The organism is Burkholderia puraquae, from assembly GCF_002099195.1.
Classification (GTDB): domain Bacteria; phylum Pseudomonadota; class Gammaproteobacteria; order Burkholderiales; family Burkholderiaceae; genus Burkholderia; species Burkholderia puraquae.
Map to the genome: position 1 here is coordinate 24,213 of NZ_NBYX01000038.1, position 15,018 is coordinate 39,230.

Genomic DNA, 15,018 nt, shown 5'->3' on the forward strand with positions numbered 1-15,018 from the left:
GGCAAGCCGACGAACGCCGGCAGCGGCCGCGGGCGCGCCGTGTGACACGGCGCGCGCAAACGTCAGTGTGCGCCCGCGTAGATCCACTCGAGCAGCGTGTCGTGCGCGGCGCGTGCGGCTTCCGCGTGATCGTTGTTGATGAAGCTGACGACGATGTAGCTCTGGCCGTCGGTGCCGGCGACGTAGCCGGCGATCGCGCGCACGTCGCGCAGCGTGCCGGTCTTGATGTGCGCGTTGCCGAGCACGCCGGCGTTGGTGAGGCGGTTCTTCATCGTGCCGTCGATACCCGCGATCGGCAGCGAATCGATGAAGGCCTGCGCGACGGGGCTCGCATTCGCGGCCTGCAGCAGCGCAGCGAGCGACAGCGCGCTCACGTGCTCTTCGCGCGACAGGCCCGAGCCGTTCTCGAGCACGAGGTCGGGCATCGCGATGCCGTTCTTCTGCAGGAACGCCTGGATCGCGCGGCTCGACTGCTCGGGCGTCGCGGGCGGCTTGCCGCTGGCCGCGCCGATCGTCAGGAACAGGTTGCGCGCCATCACGTTGTTGCTGAACTTGTTGATGTCGTAGACGATGCTGCCGAGCACCGGGCTGTGATGCACGGCGAGGGGTCGTGCGGTGGTCGGCACCTTGCCTTCGCTCACCGGCCCCGTGATCGTGCCGCCGTCCTGCTGCCACAGCGCGAGGAAGCCGCGCGCGAAGAACGTCGTGTGATCGAGGATCGCGAGGTTGGTCGTGTGCGCGCCGCAGCGCAGCGGATAGTCGCCGGCGAACGATGCGGTCATGATCCCGCTGCCGGCCGTCAACGTCGGGCGCGCGGCTGCGGCGGCCGCGCCGCACGAGCCCGTGCCTTCGACCAGCTGGTTGTCGATCGACAGGTCCGCGAGCGGCGGCAGCACGTCGACGGCCACCTTGCCGTCGTCGCCCGGCGTGACGGTGAACGACACGGCCTTGAATGCGTACAGCAGCGGATCGGGGCCGACGTTGTACGGCGCGCTCGCGTCGTCGTCGAACGACGGGAGATCGCGCGTCGATGCCGCGAAGTAGCTCTTGTCGAGCACGAGGCCGCCTGCCACGCGCTTGACGCCGGCTTTGCGAAGCTTGTCGACGAGGTCGATCAGCTCTTCGGGCACGAGCTTCGGATCGCCGGTGCCCTTGATGTACAGGTTGCCCTGCAGCGTGCCGTCGGGGTCGATCGTGCCGTCCGTGTAGGCGGTCGTGCGCCAGCGGTAGTCGGGGCCGAGGATCGACAGGCCCGAGAAGGTCGTCACGAGCTTCATCGTCGAGGCGGGCAGCATCGGCCGGCTCGCATTCCACGCGATCAGCGGTTCCGGATCGCCGACGCGCTCGACGACGACGCTCATTGCCGACGCCGGCACGTTCGCGCGCTGCAGCGCGACGAGCACGGACGCCGGCAGGCCGGCCGCGCGCGCGGCCGGCGACACGACAGTCGTCTTGCGCGCTTCCTTGTGGGATTTCTTGCGGGCCTGCGCGGACGGCGCGAAGGCGAGGGCCGTGCAGGTGGCGACGATGGCGGCCGCGCGCAGGCAGACGCGGGCCCGGGGGGCGAACCGGGTGGAAAGATCGGAAATCGGCATGGGCGAATACGGGAGAAGCACGACGTTCGGGCAGGGCGCGCGCGGCGCCAAAGCGCACATTGTAGAGACAAGTCCGGACAGGCCCCTTGCAATCCGCCTTTCGGTTGCATTGCACGGTGCCGCACGCGCGGTTCGCGGCGCTACAATGGTCGGCGTGTTTGACTCGCCCCATGGATGCCTGTCCCGATGCGGATTCTGCTTGTCGAAGATGATCGAATGATTGCCGAAGGCGTGCGCAAGGCGCTGCGCTCGGACGGCTTTGCAGTCGACTGGGTGCAGGACGGCGACGCCGCACTGACGGCGCTCGGCGGCGAGACGTACGACCTGCTGCTGCTCGATCTCGGCCTGCCGAAGCGCGACGGCATCGACGTGCTGCGCACGCTGCGCGCGCGCGGCCTGGCGCTGCCGGTGCTGATCGTCACCGCGCGCGACGCGGTGGCCGATCGCGTGAAGGGGCTCGACGCGGGCGCCGACGACTACCTCGTCAAGCCGTTCGACCTCGATGAACTGGGCGCGCGGATGCGCGCGCTGATCCGCCGCCAGGCCGGGCGCAGCGAATCGCTGATCCGCCACGGCGCGCTGACGCTCGATCCCGCTTCGCACCAGGTGACGCTCGACGGCGTGCCCGTTGCACTGTCCGCGCGCGAGTTCGCACTGCTCGAGGCGCTGCTCGCGCGGCCCGGCGCGGTGCTGTCGAAGAGCCAGCTCGAGGAAAAGATGTACGGCTGGGGCGAGGAGATTGGCAGCAACACGGTCGAGGTCTACATCCACGCGCTGCGCAAGAAGCTCGGCTCGGACCTGATCCGCAACGTGCGCGGGCTCGGCTACATGGTCGTCAAGGAAAGCTGACGCGTGAGGTCGATTCGTCATCAATTGCTGATCTGGCTGCTCGCGATCGTCGTTGCAGGCCTGGGCGTCGCGGGCTGGCTCATCTACCGGCAGGCGCTCGCCGAGGCGAACGAACTGTTCGACTACCAGTTGCAGGAAATCGCAGCGGCCCTGCCGTCCGAGCCGTTCTCGCAGGTGTTCGGCTCGCGCACCAACGGCGACGAAGGCATCGTGATCCAGATCTGGAACCGCAACGGCGTGCTGATGTATTTCTCGCATCCGCGTGCGCCGATCGCGCCGCGCGCGGAGCTCGGCTTCTCGACCGAGCGCACCGACCGCGGCGAATGGCGCGTGTACGGCGCGATCGTCGGCGACAACGTCGTGCAGCTCGCGCAGCCGCTGTCGGTGCGCAACCGGCTCGCGGCGAACGTCGCGCTGCGCACGCTGTGGCCGCTGATCGTGCTGCTGCCGTTCCTCGGCGCGGCCGTGTGGGTGATCGTCGGGCGCGGGCTCGCGCCGCTCGGCCGCGTGACGCGCGCGGTCGAGGCGCGCCGGCCGGAAGCGCTCGATCCGTTGCCCGATGCGCGCCTGCCGCTCGAGGTGCAGCCGCTCGTGCGGGCGCTGAACGGGCTGCTCGCGCGGCTGTCGGCCGCGCTCGATACGCAGAAGGCCTTTGTGGCCGACGCCGCGCACGAACTGCGCACGCCGCTCGCGGCCGTGCAGATCCAGGCGCAGCTCGTCGCCCGTGCGAAGGACGACGCATCGCGCCGCGAGGCGGTCGCGGATCTCCAGGATGGCGTGTCGCGTGCGACGCGTCTCACGGAGCAACTGCTTGCGCTCGCACGCGCCGAACCGGATGGTGCGACGATGCGCGAGCCGGTTGACCTGCAGGCGCTGCTCGCCGAATGCGTGGCCGCGCTTGCGCCGCTCGCGCAGCGGCGCGACATCGATCTCGGCTTCGAGGAGACACGCGCGGCCAGCGTCGTCGCGGACGTCGGTGCGCTGCGCGTGATGTTCGGCAACCTGCTCGACAACGCGGTGAAGTACACGCCGGATCACGGCCGCATCGACGTGTCGCTGACTCGCGACGCGGGCGGCCGCGCATGCGTGCAGATCGGCGACAGCGGGCCCGGCATTCCGGCCGACGAGCGCGAGCGCGTGTTCGACCGCTTCTACCGCGATAGCTCCGCGCGGGCGCGTACCGACGTGTCGGGCAGCGGGCTCGGGCTCGCGATCGTCAAGCGCGTGGCCGCGCAGCAGGGTGCGACGGTGTCGCTCGGCGACGCGGCCGCGGGCGGCCTGCTCGTCAGCGTCGTGTTCCGCGACGCCGAGATGCCGGCCGAGGCGCCGCAATCGTCCGAATCCGTGTGAAGCACGGCGCCAGGCGGGCGCCAGCAGCCGCTTAAGCCCCGTTTAAGGCTGATTAAGCCTCCTTTAAGTCAGGGTCGTTACGCTGCGTCCTAACAAAGAGGAGGTCCTACGATGAACACCCGATTCCTTGCGCGCGGCGCCGTCGCGGTCGCCGTGGCGGCCGCCCTGTCCGCCGGTTATGTTGCCGGCACCCGCCGCGCCGATCCGCAGATCATCACGCCTGCGCAGGCCGCCGCACTGATGCCGGCCGAAGCGGCCGCCAAGACCGGCATCCCCGATTTCTCCGGGCTCGTCGAGACCTACGGCCCGGCGGTCGTGAACATCAGCGCGAAGCACGTCGTGAAGCAGGTGTCGCGGCGCGTGCCGCAGCCGCAACTGCCGATCGATCCGAGCGACCCGTTCTACCAGTTCTTCAAGCACTTCTACGGCCAGGTGCCGGGCATGGGCGGCGACGCGCAGCCGGACGACCAGCCGAGCGCGAGCCTCGGTTCCGGGTTCGTCATCAGTTCCGACGGGTACATCCTCACCAATGCGCACGTGATCGACGGCGCGAACGTCGTCACGGTCAAGCTGACCGACAAGCGCGAATACCGGGCGAAGGTCGTCGGCGCGGACAAGCAGTCCGACGTCGCGGTACTGAAGATCGACGCGAGCGGCTTGCCCACCGTGAAGATCGGCGACCCGGCGCAGAGCAAGGTCGGCCAGTGGGTCGTCGCGATCGGTTCGCCGTACGGCTTCGACAACACGGTCACGTCGGGCATCATCAGCGCGAAGTCGCGCGCGCTGCCGGACGAGAACTACACGCCGTTCATCCAGACCGACGTGCCGGTGAACCCCGGCAACTCGGGCGGCCCGCTGTTCAACCTGCAGGGCGAGGTGATCGGCATCAACTCGATGATCTATTCGCAGACGGGCGGCTTCCAGGGCCTGTCGTTCGCGATCCCGATCAACGAAGCGATCAAGGTGAAGGACGAGCTCGTGAAGACGGGCCACGTGAGCCGCGGCCGCCTCGGCGTCGCCGTGCAGGGGCTGAACCAGACGCTCGCGAGCTCGTTCGGACTGCAGAAGCCGGACGGCGCGCTCGTCAGCTCGGTCGATCCGAACGGCCCGGCCGCGAAGGCGGGCCTGCAGCCGGGTGACGTGATCCTGTCGGTCAACGGCTCGCCGGTCGCCGATTCGACGTCGCTGCCCGCGCAGATCGCGAACCTGAAGCCGGGTTCGAAGGCCGACCTGCAGATCTGGCGCGACAAGTCGAAGAAGTCGATCAGCGTGACGCTCGGCGCGATGGCCGACGCGAAGCTCGCGTCGAATGACGGCGGGCCGGTCGAGCAGGGGCGCCTGGGCGTCGCGGTGCGTCCGCTGTCGCCGCAGGAGCGCAGCGCCGACAACCTGTCGCACGGCCTGATCGTGCAGCAGGCCGGCGGGCCGGCCGCCAACGCGGGCATTCAGCCCGGCGACGTGATCCTTGCGGTCAACGGCCGCCCGGTCACGAGCCCCGAGCAGTTGCGCGACGCGGTCAAGGGAGCGGGCAACAGTCTTGCTCTGCTGATCCAGCGCGATAATGCACAGATCTTCGTGCCGGTCGACCTGAGCTGACCGGCCACGGCCGACGGCCGGCCAGGCCGGCCGCGGCGGGCGCTGCCGCAGTTCGAACGCGTGACGCTGCGCCCTGTATGTGTTCCGACCCCAAGGAGAGAGCCATGCAATATCTACGCAACGTGTCCCGATTTGCCGTCGCCGCGGCGCTGGCCGCCGGCCTCGCAGCCGGAGCGACCGGCGCGTACGCGCAGTCGGACGGCTTGCCCGCCGCGCGCCAGCAGGGCGACGTCACCTTCGTGTCCGGCGGCGTCGGGCTGGACGAATCGACGGCATTCCAGCGCAACGAGCCGAATTGGCCGCTGGCGCTGCGTTTCACCGGCAAGGGCGGCGAGTTCCTGGCCGACGTCCATGTACGGATCGTCGACGGCAAGGGCAACGAAGTGCTGAAAACCGACGCGCGCGGGCCGTACATGCTCGTGAAGGTGCCGCCGGGCCGCTATACGGTGAATGCGTCGTACCAGGGCAACGAGGAATCCCGTGCCGTCACGGTCGGCCCGAAGGGCGGCGCGAAGACCGCATTCCAGTGGAGCGCGCAGTAGCCTGCCGCGTGCGGCCCCGGCCGGGGCCGCGCATTTGGTTGCGGTTTCGCCCATAATGAAAGCCACGGCACCCGTGCCGTGGCTTTTTCGTTTCCTGAGCCCGTCCTGGCCGGGCCGCCCCAAGGAGAAACGATGTCCGACGCAGCCGCCCCTCGTCTCGAAATCGTGCCGAACCGTCATCGCGTGCGCGTGATCCATCGCGGCATCACGTACGCCGATTCGCACGGCGCGTTGACCGTGCGCGAAACGGGCCTGCCGGACACGCACTACCTGCCGCGCGGCGACGTCAACATGCGCCGGCTCGTGAAATCAGGCGTCACGTCGGCCTGCCCGCTCAGGGGCGAGGCCGTGCACTTCGACTTGCAGACGGAAGACGGCGTGATCGAGAACGCCGCATGGAGTTACGAGGAACCGAAGGAGGCCGCGTCGGCGCTCGCGCACTACGTTGCCTTCGATGCTGCACGGATCGACAGTCTCGTCGAGACGTCCTGATGCGGCGCGCGTTCATCGGGGAGGCGTCATGGAACTGAACGACACATTGCGCGTACCGCTCGCGCCGCCGGTCGTGCGGGACGCGTTCGAGGATCTCGCGTTGCTGCGCGCGAGCTTCGACCATTGCGAATCCTTCGTGAAGCTTGCGGATGGCGAGTTCGCGCTGACGATCACGGTGCCGCTCGGCCCGCTGCGCGCCCGCTACGACGTGCGTGCGCATGCGGCCGCCGAGCAGGGCGACGCGCAAGGGCAGCCGCGCCGCGTGGTCAACTTCAAGGCGCGGGCCGACGGGCTCGGCGCGCTGCGCGGCCAGGTCGAACTGGTGCTGATGCAGGATGACGATGCGAACGCCACGCGCATCGAGTACGTGGTCTGGGCGACGGCCAGCGGCCCGCTCACCGAACTGCCGGGGCGGCAGATCGAAAATACGCTGCGCGAATGGACCGACGATTTTTTCCGTGAATTCTGCGCAGTCGTGCAGGCGAAGCACGGTCTCGCACCGAATCGCGCGCGCTCGGCCGCGCCGCGGCGCCAGCACGTGTTCCTGCGGCCGGCGTCGCTGGTGGCCGCAACGAAGCGTTCGCTGCCGCCGCACCTCGGCGGCGCGCTGACCGGGCGTGCCGCCAGCGCGCTCCCGCATCGCGGTTCCGGCACGGTGCCCGTCTGGGCGTGGGCCGCGATGATCGTCTTCGTCGCCTTGCTGCTTTACGCGGCGCGCTGGATCAACGGCGCCTGAGCGGCCGGCCGGTTCCGCCGCAAGGCCGGCGCGCCGCGCGCGCTACCGCGCGGCATCGGCGCCGGCGCCGCGAAATTCCCTTCGATACGCCGACGGCGAGGTGCCGAGCGCGCCCGCGAAATGCTGGCGCAGCGACACGCTCGACCCGTAGCCGGCCGCCTGCGCGATCGCATCGATCGACTGCCCGGTGGTTTCCAGCAGATGCTGCGCGCGCGAAAGCCGCTCGGCCTGGAGCCATGCGGTGACGGTCGTGCCGGTCGCCTGGCGGAAGTGGCGGGTGAACGTGCGCCGGCTCATCAGCACGCGCTCGGCGAGCGAATCGACGCTGTGCGCGGCGTCGAGGTGCGCGCGCACCCAGTCGAGCAGGCCCGCGAGCCGCGCATCGCGCGGGTGCGCGGCGACCGGCTGCGGCACGTATTGCGCCTGCCCGCCCTGGCGGTGCGGCGGGATCACGAGGCGGCGCGCGATCTGGTTCGCGGCGTCCGAGCCGAAGCGCCGCCGCACGACGTGCAGGCAGCAGTCGAGGCCCGCGGCCGTGCCGGCCGACGTCATCAGGTTGCCATCGTCCACGTAGAGCACGTCCGGATCGAGCTTCACGCGCGGAAAACGTTGCGCGAAGTCGTCGGCCCATGCCCAGTGCGTGGTGGCCGGACGGCCGTCGAGCAGGCCGGCCGCGGCGAGCACGTAGGCGCCCAGGCACAGCCCGACGAGCTGCGCGCCACGCGCGGCGACCGCGCGGACGGCGTCGAGCAGCACGTCGGGCGGCGCTTCGTCCGGGTCGCGCCACGCCGGCACGATGACGATGTCCGCGTCGTCGAGCCCGTCGAGCCCGTATGGCGCGGTGATCGTGAAGCCGCCCGTCGTCGACAGCGGGCCGCGCTCGGCCGAGCAGACGCGGAACTCGAACGCGGGCGACCCGGTCGCGTCGCGTTCCTTGCCGAACACGACGGACGGAACCGACAGGTGGAACGGGCTGATGCCGTCGTACGCGATCACGGCAACGACGGTCGGAACGGGCGGGGCGGGCCGGGTGGACGAGGCGGCGGCGGTCATGGCGGGCTCCGGAATCGCAATGGCCCGATTCTATCGAAGAATGGCTATTGGGCCACTGTCTGCGCGAGCGATGCGCGCCGACAATGCATCGCATCGCGCCGCTGGCCGTCCCGTTCCGGGGCGGGGCCGCGCCTCCGGAGCAGGAGCCCGCCATGTCGAACGCCGTCTCGCAATCCACTTCCCGTTCCATTTCCCACCCGGCTTCCCGCCGCGCGCTGATCGTGATCGACGTCCAGAACGAATACGTGACAGGCAACCTGCCGATCGAGTATCCGCCGCTCGACGTGTCGCTCGCGAACATCGGCCGCGCGATCGATGCCGCGCATGCGGCCGGCGTGCCGGTGATCGTCGTCCAGCACGTCGCGCCGGCCGGCGCGCCGATCTTCGCGCCCGGCACCAACGGCGTCGCGCTGCACGCGGTCGTTGCCGGCCGGCCGTACGCGCACCTGATCGAGAAGAAGCAGGCAAGCGCGTTTGCCGGGACCGACCTGGCTGCGTGGCTCGACGCGCACGGGATCGACACGCTCGCCGTGGCCGGCTACATGACGCACAACTGCAATGCGTCGTCGGTCTATCACGCGGCGCACGCGGGGCTGAATGTCGAGTACCTGAACGACGCGACGGGCGCGCTGCCGTACGAGAACGAAGCGGGGGCGGCGAGCGCCGAGGAGATTCACCGCGCGTACACGGTGGTGTTCCAGTCGAATTTCGCGGCCGTGATGTCGACCGACGCATGGATCGCGGGACTGGCCGGCGCGCCGATGCCGAAGCGCGATTCGGTCGCCGCGTCGAACCGGCGGGCCCGCACGCAGCGCGCGAAGGCGGCCTGAACCGGGCGGGGGAAACCAGGGCGCGGGCAGCGCGTTGGTGAGGTTGGCGCGCGGCCCGATGAAACGAAAATCGCGGGTGAGCGCACGTCTGCGGTCAGTCGCCGTCCTTCAGCATGGCCGGGCTGTAGCGCAGCATGTCGAAACAGCCGTCGACGAGCTTTTCCGCATGCTGCTCGGCGTCGATCTCGTCGGGCAGCATCAGCATGTCGCGCACGAAACCGCTGACGAGCGTGTGCAGCATCAGCGTCGCGCGCCACGTATCGAGCCGCTCGGGCAGCAGCTTGAGCCGCACCGCCCCCGCGAGATCGGCGTCGATCGCGTGCAGTGCCTCGCTCATTCCCGCGCGGTTGCGCTGCAGCAGCGGCTCCAGGTCCGCGACGTATTCGCACTTCATGAACAGGATGCTGAACACGCGGCGCAGCTGCGCGTCGCGCTGCACGCCGAGCAGGCACCAGATCAGGATCTGACGAATTTTATCGAGCGGATTGCCGCCCGGTGCGTCGAGCGGCATCCGCTTCAGCTCGTCGATCGGCAGAAACACGCGGTCGAACATCGCGTCGAACAGTTCGCTCTTGTTCGCGAAATGCCAGTAGATTGCGCCGCGCGTCACGCCGGCGTGCTGCGCGATGTCGGCGAGCGACGTGTGCGACACCCCCTTCTCGAAAAACACGTGCTCGGCGGCGTCGAGAATGCGATTGCGCGTCTCGAGCGCCTCCTCCTTGGTACGTCTGACCATGTGCAGGCCTGATTGGATCGTTCGTCGGTGAATATAGGGTCTGCAACCCTCGGCGCAGTCATATAGACTGGCTATGCTTGCAGCTGGTAACAATCCGTAAGACTGGACAGCCGTCGGGGCATAAACGGGCTTTTTACATACATTCATGAATGTATATACAATACCACCCTACGATCGAATGACCCAAGTGGCAATCAGTTAATATCCCACTCTGCTGATTCCCGCCAAAGTACCAGTCCGCAGTTGCGGGGCAACCTGTCGGCACGGAGGTTTCGTGCCGCTTGCTGTATCTAGCAGTCCAGTAATTCAGGTGTTCGATCTGCGCCGTGAGGCGCATCCGTGTTGCACTCGCTCCGGTCGGGTGCGGCACTTATTCCATTGGTTATACACAGAGGTCGCTCCATGCGCGTCGAACGGGTTCCATACCGCTTAATCACTGTCGCGACGGCCGCCGTTTTCCTGGCCGCGTGCGGGAAAAAAGAATCGGCACCGCCGCCGCAAACGCCGGAAGTCGGCGTCGTCACCGTCCAGCCGCAAGCCGTACCGATCTTCAGCGAACTGCCTGGCCGTACCAGCGCGTTCCTCGTCGCGCAGGTGCGTGCGCGAGTCGACGGCATCGTGCTGCGTCGTGAATTCACCGAAGGCACCGACGTCAAGGCTGGCCAGCGTCTGTACAAGATCGATCCGGCGCCGTATATCGCCGCATTGAACAGCGCGAAGGCAACGCTCGCCAAGGCACAGGCGAACCTCGTCACGCAGAACGCGCTGGTCGCCCGCTACAAGGTGCTGGTGGCTGCGAACGCGGTCAGCAAGCAGGACTACGACAACGCGGTGGCCACGCAGGGCCAGGCCGCGGCGGACGTCGCGGCTGGCAAGGCGGCGGTCGATACCGCACAGATCAACCTCGGCTACACCGATGTCGTGTCGCCGATCACCGGCCGCGTCGGCATTTCGCAAGTGACGCCGGGCGCGTACGTGCAGGCGAGCCAGGCGACGCTGATGTCGACGGTGCAGCAGCTCGACCCGGTGTATGTCGACCTCACGCAGTCGAGCCTCGACGGGCTGAAGCTGCGCCAGGACGTGCAGAGCGGCCGCCTGAAGACGAGCGGCCCGGGCGCCGCGAAGGTGTCGCTGATCCTCGAGGACGGCAAGACCTATGCGGAACCGGGCAAGCTGCAGTTCTCGGACGTGACGGTCGACCAGGCCACCGGCTCGGTGACGATCCGCGCGGTCTTCCCGAACCCGGGCCGCGTGCTGCTGCCGGGGATGTTCGTGCGCGCACGGATCGAGGAAGGCGTGAACGAGAACGCGTTCCTGGTGCCGCAGATCGGCGTCACGCATGACCAGAAGGGCCAGGCGATCGCGATGGTGGTGAACGCCGGCAACAAGGTCGAGCCGCGTCCGCTGAAGACCAGCGGCATGCAGGGCCAGAACTGGATCGTCGAAGGCGGTCTGCAAGCGGGCGACCACGTGATCGTGCAGGGCGGCGAGAAGGTGCGCCCGGGTGCGACCGTGAAGTCGGTACCGGCTCAGCTCGCACCGGCGGCCGGTGCCGCATCGGGCGCCGCCGCCACCGCCGCGCCGGCTGCCGCCGGTTCCGGCGCCGCTGCCGCATCCGGTGCCGCCGCATCGGGTGCCGCGCCGGCGAGTGCTGCCGCTGCGTCGAGCGCGCAATAACCAGGAGCCTGCTTCATGGCAAAGTTTTTTATCGATCGCCCGATCTTCGCGTGGGTGATCGCCATCATCCTGATGCTGGCCGGGGTTGCGGCGATCTTCACGCTGCCGATCTCGCAGTATCCGACGATCGCGCCGCCATCGATCCAGATCACCGCGAACTACCCGGGTGCCTCCGCCAAAACGGTGGAAGACACGGTGACGCAGGTGATCGAGCAGCAGATGAGCGGTCTCGACAACTTCCTGTACATGTCGTCGACCAGTGACGACTCGGGCAACGCGACGATCACGCTGACCTTCGCGCCGGGTACCAACGCCGACATCGCACAGGTTCAGGTGCAGAACAAGCTGTCGCTCGCGACGCCGGTTCTGCCGCAGGTCGTGCAGCAGCTCGGCCTGTCGGTGACGAAGTCGAGCAGCAGCTTCCTGCTGGTGCTCGCCTTCAACTCCGAAGACGGCAGCATGAACAAGTACGACCTCGCGAACTTCGTGGCGTCGCACGTGAAGGATCCGATCAGCCGGTTGAACGGCGTCGGTACCGTCACGCTGTTCGGCTCGCAGTACGCGATGCGGATCTGGCTCGACCCGACCCGCCTGACGAACTACGGCCTCACGCCGGTCGACGTCAGCTCGGCGATCACCGCACAGAACGTGCAGATCGCGGGCGGCCAGATCGGCGGCACGCCGGCCACGCCGGGCACCGTGCTGCAGGCGACGATCACCGAATCGACGCTGCTGCAGACGCCCGAGCAGTTCGGCAACATCCTGCTGAAGGTGAACCAGGACGGCTCGCAGGTTCGCCTGAAGGACGTCGCGCAGATCGGCCTCGGCGGCGAAAACTACAACTTCGACACGAAGTACAACGGTCAGCCGACCGCGGCACTCGGTATCCAGCTCGCAACCAACGCGAACGCGCTGGCGACCGCGAAGGCCGTGCGCGCGAAGATCGACGAGCTGGCACCGTTCTTCCCGCACGGCCTCGTCGTGAAGTACCCGTACGACACGACGCCGTTCGTGAAGCTGTCGATCGAGGAAGTGGTCAAGACGCTGCTCGAAGGTATCGTGCTCGTGTTCCTCGTGATGTATCTGTTCCTGCAGAACCTGCGGGCGACGATCATCCCGACGATCGCGGTGCCGGTCGTGCTGCTCGGTACGTTCGCAATCATGTCGATGGTGGGCTTCTCGATCAACACGCTGTCGATGTTCGGCCTCGTGCTCGCAATCGGCCTGCTGGTCGACGATGCGATCGTGGTGGTGGAGAACGTCGAGCGCGTGATGGCGGAAGAGGGGCTGTCACCGAAGGAGGCGACCCGCAAGGCGATGGGCCAGATTACCGGCGCACTCGTCGGCGTGGCGCTCGTGCTGTCGGCGGTGTTCGTGCCGGTGGCGTTCTCGGGCGGCTCGGTCGGCGCGATCTATCGCCAGTTCTCGCTGACGATCGTGTCGGCGATGGTGCTGTCGGTGCTCGTCGCGTTGATTCTGACGCCGGCACTGTGCGCGACGATCCTCAAGCCGATCCCGCAAGGGCATCACGAAGAGAAGAAGGGCTTCTTCGGCTGGTTCAACCGCACGTTCAACAACAGCCGCGACAAGTACCACGTCGGCGTGCACCACGTGATCAAGCGCTCGGGCCGCTGGCTCATCATCTATCTGGTCGTGATCGTCGCGGTCGGGCTGCTGTTCGTGCGCCTGCCGAAGTCGTTCCTGCCCGATGAAGACCAGGGCCTGATGTTCGTGATCGTGCAGACGCCGTCGGGCTCGACGCAGGAAACGACTGCGAAGACGCTCGCGAACATTTCCGACTACCTGCTGAAGGACGAGAAGGAAATCGTCGAATCGGCGTTCACGGTCAACGGCTTCAGCTTCGCCGGCCGCGGCCAGAACTCCGGTCTCGTGTTCGTTCGCCTGAAGGACTACTCGCAGCGTCAGCACGCGAACCAGAAGGTGCAAGCGCTGATCGGCCGGATGTTCGGGCGCTACGCGGGCTACAAGGACGCGATCGTGATCCCGTTCAACCCGCCGTCGATTCCGGAACTCGGCACGGCCGCCGGCTTCGACTTCGAGCTGACGGACAACGCCGGTCTCGGTCACGATGCGCTGATGGCCGCGCGTAACCAGCTGCTCGGGATGGCCTCGAAGGATCCGACGCTGCAGGGCGTGCGCCCGAACGGCCTGAACGATACGCCGCAGTACAAGGTCGACATCGATCGCGAGAAGGCGAACGCGCTCGGCGTGACGGCGGATGCGATCGACCAGACGTTCTCGATTGCATGGGCGTCGAAGTACGTGAACAACTTCCTGGATACCGACGGCCGGATCAAGAAGGTCTACGTGCAGGCAGACGCACCGTTCCGGATGACGCCGGAAGACATGAACATCTGGTACGTGCGCAACGGGTCGGGCGGGATGGTGCCGTTCAGCTCGTTCGCGACCGGTCACTGGACGTACGGTTCGCCGAAGCTCGAGCGCTACAACGGCGTGTCGGCGATGGAAATCCAGGGCCAGGCCGCACCGGGCAAGTCGACCGGTCAGGCGATGGCCGCGATGGAAGGGCTCGCGAAGAAGCTGCCGGTCGGCATCGGCTATTCGTGGACCGGCCTGTCGTTCCAGGAAATCCAGTCCGGCTCGCAGGCGCCGATCCTGTACGCGATCTCGATCCTCGTCGTGTTCCTGTGTCTGGCGGCGCTGTATGAAAGCTGGTCGATCCCGTTCTCGGTGATCATGGTGGTGCCGCTCGGCGTGATCGGCGCACTGCTTGCGGCCACGATGCGCGGCCTCGAGAACGACGTGTTCTTCCAGGTCGGCCTGCTGACTACCGTGGGCTTGTCCGCGAAGAACGCGATCCTGATCGTGGAGTTTGCGCGCGAACTGCAGATGACGGAGAAGATGGGGCCGATCGAGGCCGCGCTGGAAGCGGCGCGCCTGCGGCTGCGTCCGATCCTGATGACGTCGCTCGCGTTCATTCTCGGCGTGATGCCGCTCGCGATCAGCAACGGCGCGGGTTCGGCCAGCCAGCACGCGATCGGTACCGGCGTGATCGGCGGGATGATCACGGCGACGTTCCTCGCGATCTTCATGATCCCGATGTTCTTCGTGAAGATCCGCGCGATCTTCAGCGGCGAGAAGGAAGACGTCGACGAGGCGCTGCGCCTGGCTCAGGAGCACTCGCACCACGAAGAGAAGCCGGGCAACGGCGACGAAGGCAACAAGGGACAGTGATGATGCAAAAACACGCTTTGACTGCAATCGCGGTCGCGCTCTTTGCCGCGGGCTGCACGATGGCGCCGCATTACAAGCGGCCCGACGCACCCGTCGCGCAGGCGTACCCGGCCGGCGGCGTCTATGCGACGCAGCCGGGTGCGGCCGGCGCGCGCAGCGCGAACGGCCAGACGGCGGCCGCCATCGGCTGGCGCGAATTCTTCGTCGATCCGCGCCTGCAGCGGCTGATCGAGATCGCGCTGAACAACAACCGCGACCTGCGCGTGTCGGTGCTGAACATCGAGGCGGCGCGCGCGCAGTACCAGATCACGCGTGCGGGCTTGTTCCCGACGCTCGACGGTACGGG

General features: G+C 67.9%; 13 protein-coding genes. 10 read left to right on the forward strand and 3 right to left on the reverse strand.

Going from position 1 to position 15,018, the window contains the following annotated elements:
• Positions 1-62: 62 nt before the first annotated feature.
• Entirely contained in the window at positions 63-1,595 is a 1,533-nt protein-coding gene (gene dacB, locus B7G54_RS36325; RefSeq protein WP_085043491.1) for a D-alanyl-D-alanine carboxypeptidase/D-alanyl-D-alanine endopeptidase, read from the reverse strand.
• Positions 1,596-1,781: 186 nt separating this feature from the next.
• Between dacB and B7G54_RS36330 the strand changes: the two genes are divergently transcribed.
• The 6 genes from B7G54_RS36330 to B7G54_RS36355 all read left to right on the forward strand — a co-directional run bounded on the left by B7G54_RS36330 (position 1,782) and on the right by B7G54_RS36355 (position 7,160).
• Positions 1,782-2,444, forward strand: a complete 663-nt coding sequence (locus B7G54_RS36330) for a response regulator (RefSeq protein ID WP_039360640.1) — start codon at positions 1,782-1,784, stop codon at positions 2,442-2,444.
• Positions 2,445-2,447: 3 nt separating this feature from the next.
• Positions 2,448-3,794 carry an ATP-binding protein gene (locus tag B7G54_RS36335; protein ID WP_085043492.1) on the forward strand — a complete coding sequence of 449 codons (1,347 nt, stop codon included), beginning with the start codon at positions 2,448-2,450 and terminating at the stop codon, positions 3,792-3,794.
• 111 nt (positions 3,795-3,905) lie between these two features.
• A complete protein-coding gene (locus B7G54_RS36340; RefSeq protein ID WP_085043493.1) occupies positions 3,906-5,390 on the forward strand; it encodes a DegQ family serine endoprotease in 1,485 nt (494 codons plus the stop codon).
• 104 nt (positions 5,391-5,494) lie between these two features.
• The gene (locus B7G54_RS36345; RefSeq protein WP_085043494.1) at positions 5,495-5,932 is read left to right on the forward strand and encodes a carboxypeptidase-like regulatory domain-containing protein; all 438 of its coding nucleotides are present in this window, start codon (positions 5,495-5,497) and stop codon (positions 5,930-5,932) included.
• 132 nt (positions 5,933-6,064) lie between these two features.
• The gene (locus B7G54_RS36350) at positions 6,065-6,424 is read left to right on the forward strand and encodes a DUF427 domain-containing protein (protein WP_085043495.1); all 360 of its coding nucleotides are present in this window, start codon (positions 6,065-6,067) and stop codon (positions 6,422-6,424) included.
• 28 nt (positions 6,425-6,452) lie between these two features.
• Positions 6,453-7,160, forward strand: a complete 708-nt coding sequence (locus B7G54_RS36355; protein WP_085043496.1) for an SRPBCC family protein — start codon at positions 6,453-6,455, stop codon at positions 7,158-7,160.
• A gap of 42 nt (positions 7,161-7,202) precedes the next feature.
• Here B7G54_RS36355 and B7G54_RS36360 read toward each other — a convergent pair whose 3' ends face one another.
• Positions 7,203-8,213: a helix-turn-helix domain-containing protein gene (locus tag B7G54_RS36360; RefSeq protein ID WP_085043497.1), complete on the reverse strand. Its 1,011-nt coding sequence runs from the start codon at positions 8,211-8,213 to the stop codon at positions 7,203-7,205.
• Positions 8,214-8,365: 152 nt separating this feature from the next.
• Between B7G54_RS36360 and B7G54_RS36365 the strand changes: the two genes are divergently transcribed.
• A complete protein-coding gene (locus B7G54_RS36365; protein ID WP_085043502.1) occupies positions 8,366-9,043 on the forward strand; it encodes a cysteine hydrolase family protein in 678 nt (225 codons plus the stop codon).
• A 94-nt stretch (positions 9,044-9,137) separates the two neighbouring features.
• On the opposite strand, the gene B7G54_RS36370 is transcribed toward B7G54_RS36365, so the two are convergent.
• Positions 9,138-9,779, reverse strand: a complete 642-nt coding sequence (locus B7G54_RS36370) for a TetR family transcriptional regulator (RefSeq protein ID WP_085043498.1) — start codon at positions 9,777-9,779, stop codon at positions 9,138-9,140.
• Positions 9,780-10,181: 402 nt separating this feature from the next.
• Here B7G54_RS36370 and B7G54_RS36375 point away from each other — a divergent pair, with 402 nt between their 5' ends.
• The 3 genes from B7G54_RS36375 to B7G54_RS36385 all read left to right on the forward strand — a co-directional run.
• The gene (locus tag B7G54_RS36375; protein WP_085043499.1) at positions 10,182-11,456 is read left to right on the forward strand and encodes an efflux RND transporter periplasmic adaptor subunit; all 1,275 of its coding nucleotides are present in this window, start codon (positions 10,182-10,184) and stop codon (positions 11,454-11,456) included.
• Positions 11,457-11,471: 15 nt separating this feature from the next.
• Positions 11,472-14,672 carry an efflux RND transporter permease BpeB gene (gene bpeB, locus B7G54_RS36380; protein ID WP_085043500.1) on the forward strand — a complete coding sequence of 1,067 codons (3,201 nt, stop codon included), beginning with the start codon at positions 11,472-11,474 and terminating at the stop codon, positions 14,670-14,672.
• A partial coding sequence (locus tag B7G54_RS36385) for a TolC family protein (RefSeq protein WP_165765659.1) occupies positions 14,672-15,018 on the forward strand: 347 nt, incomplete at its 3' end. The genes bpeB and B7G54_RS36385, both read left to right, overlap by 1 nt.

What these genes read in the sequence shown, in the direction of transcription:
- dacB (WP_085043491.1), bottom strand. Translation starts at nt 1,595, where the DNA reads ATGCCGATTTCCGATCTTTCCACCCGGTTCGCCCCCCGGGCCCGCGTC.
- B7G54_RS36330 (WP_039360640.1), top strand. Translation starts at nt 1,782, where the DNA reads ATGCGGATTCTGCTTGTCGAAGATGATCGAATGATTGCCGAAGGCGTG.
- B7G54_RS36340 (WP_085043493.1), top strand. Translation starts at nt 3,906, where the DNA reads ATGAACACCCGATTCCTTGCGCGCGGCGCCGTCGCGGTCGCCGTGGCG.
- B7G54_RS36345 (WP_085043494.1), top strand. Translation starts at nt 5,495, where the DNA reads ATGCAATATCTACGCAACGTGTCCCGATTTGCCGTCGCCGCGGCGCTG.
- B7G54_RS36350 (WP_085043495.1), top strand. Translation starts at nt 6,065, where the DNA reads ATGTCCGACGCAGCCGCCCCTCGTCTCGAAATCGTGCCGAACCGTCAT.
- B7G54_RS36355 (WP_085043496.1), top strand. Translation starts at nt 6,453, where the DNA reads ATGGAACTGAACGACACATTGCGCGTACCGCTCGCGCCGCCGGTCGTG.
- B7G54_RS36360 (WP_085043497.1), bottom strand. Translation starts at nt 8,213, where the DNA reads ATGACCGCCGCCGCCTCGTCCACCCGGCCCGCCCCGCCCGTTCCGACC.
- B7G54_RS36365 (WP_085043502.1), top strand. Translation starts at nt 8,366, where the DNA reads ATGTCGAACGCCGTCTCGCAATCCACTTCCCGTTCCATTTCCCACCCG.
- B7G54_RS36370 (WP_085043498.1), bottom strand. Translation starts at nt 9,779, where the DNA reads ATGGTCAGACGTACCAAGGAGGAGGCGCTCGAGACGCGCAATCGCATT.
- B7G54_RS36375 (WP_085043499.1), top strand. Translation starts at nt 10,182, where the DNA reads ATGCGCGTCGAACGGGTTCCATACCGCTTAATCACTGTCGCGACGGCC.
- bpeB (WP_085043500.1), top strand. Translation starts at nt 11,472, where the DNA reads ATGGCAAAGTTTTTTATCGATCGCCCGATCTTCGCGTGGGTGATCGCC.